The following is a 4243-nucleotide window of genomic DNA, read 5'->3' as shown; positions in this document are numbered from 1 at the left end:
GGCGGTCAGGACGAGATCGACGCGGTCGTCCTCGCCGGCCGGGAACGGCGTCCGGTGCTGGCCGGTGCGGCGAAATGGGCACGCAGCGTTGACGGCCGCAGACTCGCCGCCGACCTACGGGAGAAGACCCGTGCGTTGCGGGTCGGCCGGCCCGCGGCGCAGCTACCGGATCATGACGATGCCAACCAGGATGCCGGCCCAGCTGCCGGCCCAGGTGTGACGGACCATCCCGAAGCGGTGCGCCTTGCTCTCTGCGCCCGCGAGGAGATCCGGAACCCACCAGCGGGAGTCCTCACCGTCACCGCCGCCGACATCTTCGCTCCGGCCTGACGGCACCGCCGGCCCGGCTCAACTGGATCCTGTCAGGGCTACGGATTGTGCCCATTGGCGACGACGAGGCAAGAGCCGCCGCCGGCATGCTGATCGGGTCAATCTCGTAGCCGTGTAGAGATCAGTTCAACCCGAGTGCAGTGCGTAATGCAGTGTCGACGTCAGCCATCTCGACTGCGGACAGCTGGCCGACGAATCGACCCAGACGCTCAGGGTCGACCGCCGCCGTTTGCTCGACCAGGACACGGGTCGCCTGATTGTCGATCTCGACCTCAGGCCGAAAGGATGCCGGCCGAGCGCTGGTGGAAGTAGGGGCCACCAGCCAGGTCGACAACGGCAGCAGATCGGACTGCACGATGACGGCGTACCGGTTACCTCGTTGTTCGTGGCCACGCGCATCACGAGGAGTTCGCATCTGGTAGACGTCACCACGCACGCAGTGGCTCCATGTCCGAAAGCACAGCCCGCGCCTCAGCCCGGTCGGCCGGGTCTGCGGCAAGAGCTTCAGCCTCAGCGACCAACCGCTCGGCCTGACGCGCACGCCACGCGGAGAGGATCGCCTCACGGATCACCTGGGACCGATCCCGTTCACCGACTGTGAGGTCAGTCAGGGCCCGGTCGACGTCCTCGTCTGTACGAAACGTAATCGTAGCCATAAGGCTCATTGTAATACAGCCCGCAATACGGATCCTGGAGGCGTCAATCACCAACAAGCCCTGACTGCCACCGGCACACGGCGGAGGATGAGAGATTCGAACTCTCGAGGGGTTGCCCCCAACACGCTTTCCAAGTCTGTGGCGTACCGTTTGTGACCGTCCACAGTGGTACGACCGTGGTACGCAACGGCCAAGTGATGGTCCGCGAACAACGCCGAACGTCCGCGAATGAGACCAGAACTGAGACCGGCGATGCCCCCTTCGCTGGCTCGCCGCAGCGCTCCGACGTGCCGAGCAGGAGGCTGAGACGACGCGCCCGGCGAGCATGGCGCGTCAGCGGCACGCGCAGTCCGGAGCGCAGCGGCCCGGCCGGGTCCTGCACGGCGCGTCGCGTACGGCACGGTGAGCACCGGTGAAGATCTCTTCGCAGACCCCGGGCTGAGCTGATCTCCTCCGTCGGTCGGGCAGGCTTGCCCCTACCCCGGGTTCTCCCGGCCGGGCAAGGGCCGACGTCTACTCGACTCCGATCTTCGCCATCGGCCCTTGCGTGGTCGGGAGGTTCCGGGGTAGCCCTCGGGTGCCCGGTCGGCGAAGGAGATCAGCGGACTCGCACCCCACCCCCGAACGTAACCGAACGCCCATTCGACTCACCTCCAGAGAGAAGGCCGGGGTTCGGGGCGGAGCCCCGTTGTTCTTAGCGGCCCGTCAGGGTCGCTCTTGAACAAGTAGGGAAAGTTGGCACGGCCTCGAATCGGGGATCTGTAACCGATTGAATCCGTCCGACTACTATCGTTCGACGAGGGTTGTCGGCCAGCGCGCCGCCTGATCCCGGTCAAGCTCGGAGACGGACCCGAGTGAGTCGCGCTTGCGTCCGTGCTCGTCGTGATCGCCGCAGCGACCAAGCAGAACACGCGCCCCGTCTGCGCAGACGCCGCCGCCGGACGGGCCTGTACGGCAGTGAATGAGACGAGAACCGAGACGATCTGCTGATCACCGATTCTGCTGCCGTCGCAGGCTGAAGCTACGGAAGCGACATGATGTCGCACTAAAAGTGCTGGGTAGTCTTGGGATTGTGGCCCGTAGGACGATCGTTGTAGTGGCGACGTCGCGCCTACGGGAAGAGGATCAATGTTCGGTCTGGTGGTCCGGTTCGACCTGCAACCTGGCACGGTGGGTGAGTTCGACCGACTGGTTGCCGAGACGCTGCCGCTCATCGTCTCCGCGGAACCGGGAACTCTCGTCTACACGACCCATGCGGTCGAAGGCGAGCCTGACACCCGCGTGTTCTACGAGCTGTACCGAGACCGCGACGCCTTCGAGGACCATGAGCGCCAGGACCACGTCCGGCGGTTCCTTGCGGCCCGAGAGAAGTACATGGTGGGGCCGCCCCGCGTGGAGTTCCTAGACTTTGCTGGCGGCAAGGGCGTGCCGGGAGATGCGAAGTGACCGATCCGACTCCGACGCTCGGTGAGCGGGTCGCCTTCCATCGCAAGCGACACGGACTGTCTCAGGTCGAGCTCGGCCGCCTCATCGGCCGGTCCGAAAGCTGGGTCTCTCAGGTTGAGCGGAACACGCGCAAGGTGGACCGGCTTTCGGTGCTCACTCAGGTCGCGGACGTGCTCAACGTCTCCGTGTCCGACCTCGCGCCGGATGCACCGATTGAGGCCACAGCGGTCGAGCATGAGCCCTGGCGTGAGGCGCTCCGCTTGGCGTTGACCGGCCATCCGGCGTTGTCCGCTCTCTTCGAGCCCCTACCGCTGGATGACGGCGTAGAAGGCGAGGAACTCGCAGACCGGGTGGAGCAGGCGTGGTCGCTGGTGCACGCCTCGCGCTACTCCGAAGCTGGCCCCCTTCTGGTTGAGCTGATCGTCGCTCTGGAGTCGGCGGTTCGGTCGGTCCCGGCCGACCGGCGGCCAGTTCTGGCCGGTGCGTTGGCACGCGCGTATCAGGCGGTTGGTGCGCTGTTCGGGAAGGTGGACGACGTGGAGGCTGCATGGCTCGCGTCCGACCGCGCGCTTTTCGCGGCCGAACTCGCCGCGAATCCCGCGCTGGTGGCCGCTGGTCAGCACCGATTGGCACTGGCGCTGCTTGGCGCCGGCCGCCTCCAGCAGTCCCGCCACGCCGCATCCAGTGGCACTGCGACGCTTCGTCCTCACCTCGCTTCGTCCGGCGTCGAACTGGCATCCGCGCTTGGCGCCCTGTATCTCGTTGAGGCGATCGGCGCCGCACGGGCCGGTGACCGTAGCGCGGCCTGGCGCGCTATCGAGGAAGCCGACCGTCTCGCTTCGACGGTGGGTGCGGGTCGCAACGACTTCAACACCGAATTCGGCCCGTCGAACGTCGCTCTTCACGGGGTGGCGGTCGCGGTCGAACTCGGTGACGCCGGTGACGCGCTCGATCGTGCGGGCAGGGTCGACCCGAGCGGACTTTCCCCGGAGCGTCGGGCGCGCTTCCTTGTGGACGTGGCGCGGGCGCACGCGCAACGGCGCGCCCGCGGTGAGGAGGTCGCCGCGCTCTTGGAGGCAGAGGAGATCGCACCTGAGCAGATCCACGACCATGGCACGGTCCGGATGCTCATCCGTGATCTTCTTCAGGATCCGAACCGTCGGTCTGACCAGCAGCTACGCGCACTGGCTGACCGCTGCGGAGTCCCAATCCAGTAGTCCGCACAGAAAGTACTAGACAGTACTTGAGGTACGTGTAACACTTTGAGTGCGGGTTGGCGGCGCCACCGGCGCCGCCTCTTCCGTTTCTGGGGCGACTCCACCGCCCCGGAACGAGCGGACCCCGGCTCGGTGACTCCACCACCGGCCGGGGTCCTTGATCCGACCTTGTCTAGGAGGTCAGACCCGTTATGCAGCATGCCCGAAATCTGTTTCCGCTGGCCGAGGATCTTGCGGACGCCACTGTCCGGGAGATCGAGCGGCTCGCCCGGGAACTGCTACGCCGCGGCGGTGAGAAGTGAACCGCCCCCGCCGACCCGACGACGTTCTGTTCCGACCAGGCCAGATCGCGACGCCGCTGCTGTTGGCGACCCGGGCCTCTGACCTGGGCCTGGACATCGCGGTGCGCCAGGCCCGCGGCCAGCGGATCGACACCGACGAGGTGCTGGAACTGCTGGCCACCGAAGTCGCGTTGACCCAAAGCGCCCGGTTCGGACTGCAAACCACCGTCCTGCGGGCTCTGCGCGCCGGCGCGGGCTGGCGGCAGATCGGCGCGGCGACCGAGACGACCGCAGCTCAGGCGAAGGCCGCCTT

The 4243-nt window shown here is 66.9% G+C and carries 4 protein-coding genes and 2 pseudogenes; 4 read left to right on the top strand and 2 right to left on the bottom strand.

Translation table 11 applies throughout. The features are described from left to right. A pseudogene (locus tag U9979_RS14755) lies at nt 1-330 on the top strand (ATP-binding protein); the annotation flags it as partial. Between the two features lie 121 nt (nt 331-451). Here the strand turns inward: U9979_RS14755 and U9979_RS14750 are convergent. Then, nucleotides 452-766, bottom strand: a complete 315-nt coding sequence (locus U9979_RS14750; protein WP_322779829.1) for a type II toxin-antitoxin system PemK/MazF family toxin — start codon at nt 764-766, stop codon at nt 452-454. Then, entirely contained in the window at nt 756-986 is a 231-nt protein-coding gene (locus U9979_RS14745; protein WP_322754242.1) for a hypothetical protein, read from the bottom strand. Before U9979_RS14745 ends, U9979_RS14750 begins: the two co-directional genes overlap by 11 nt. A 1128-nt stretch (nt 987-2114) precedes the next feature. Here U9979_RS14745 and U9979_RS14740 point away from each other — a divergent pair. The 3 genes and pseudogenes from U9979_RS14740 to U9979_RS14730 all read left to right on the top strand — a co-directional run. After that, nucleotides 2115-2432, top strand: coding sequence for a putative quinol monooxygenase (locus tag U9979_RS14740; RefSeq protein ID WP_322779828.1), 318 nt, complete (start codon nt 2115-2117; stop codon nt 2430-2432). Continuing rightward, nucleotides 2429-3649, top strand: a complete 1221-nt coding sequence (locus U9979_RS14735) for a helix-turn-helix transcriptional regulator (protein WP_322779827.1) — start codon at nt 2429-2431, stop codon at nt 3647-3649. The genes U9979_RS14740 and U9979_RS14735 overlap by 4 nt, the downstream gene beginning before the upstream one ends. 298 nt (nt 3650-3947) lie before the next feature. Continuing rightward, nucleotides 3948-4243 (top strand): annotated as a pseudogene (locus U9979_RS14730) (hypothetical protein); the annotation flags it as partial.

This window comes from Protofrankia sp. Cas4 (genome assembly GCF_963555915.1).
Classification (GTDB): domain Bacteria; phylum Actinomycetota; class Actinomycetes; order Frankiales; family Frankiaceae; genus Protofrankia.
Note: the sequence above shows the minus strand (reverse complement) of the source record. Positions and strands in the feature narration are given on the sequence as shown.

Excerpts from the sequence above, each read along its gene's own strand:
- U9979_RS14740 (WP_322779828.1), top strand. The coding sequence starts at position 2,115 with ATGTTCGGTCTGGTGGTCCGGTTCGACCTGCAACCTGGCACGGTGGGT.
- U9979_RS14745 (WP_322754242.1), bottom strand. The coding sequence starts at position 986 with ATGGCTACGATTACGTTTCGTACAGACGAGGACGTCGACCGGGCCCTG.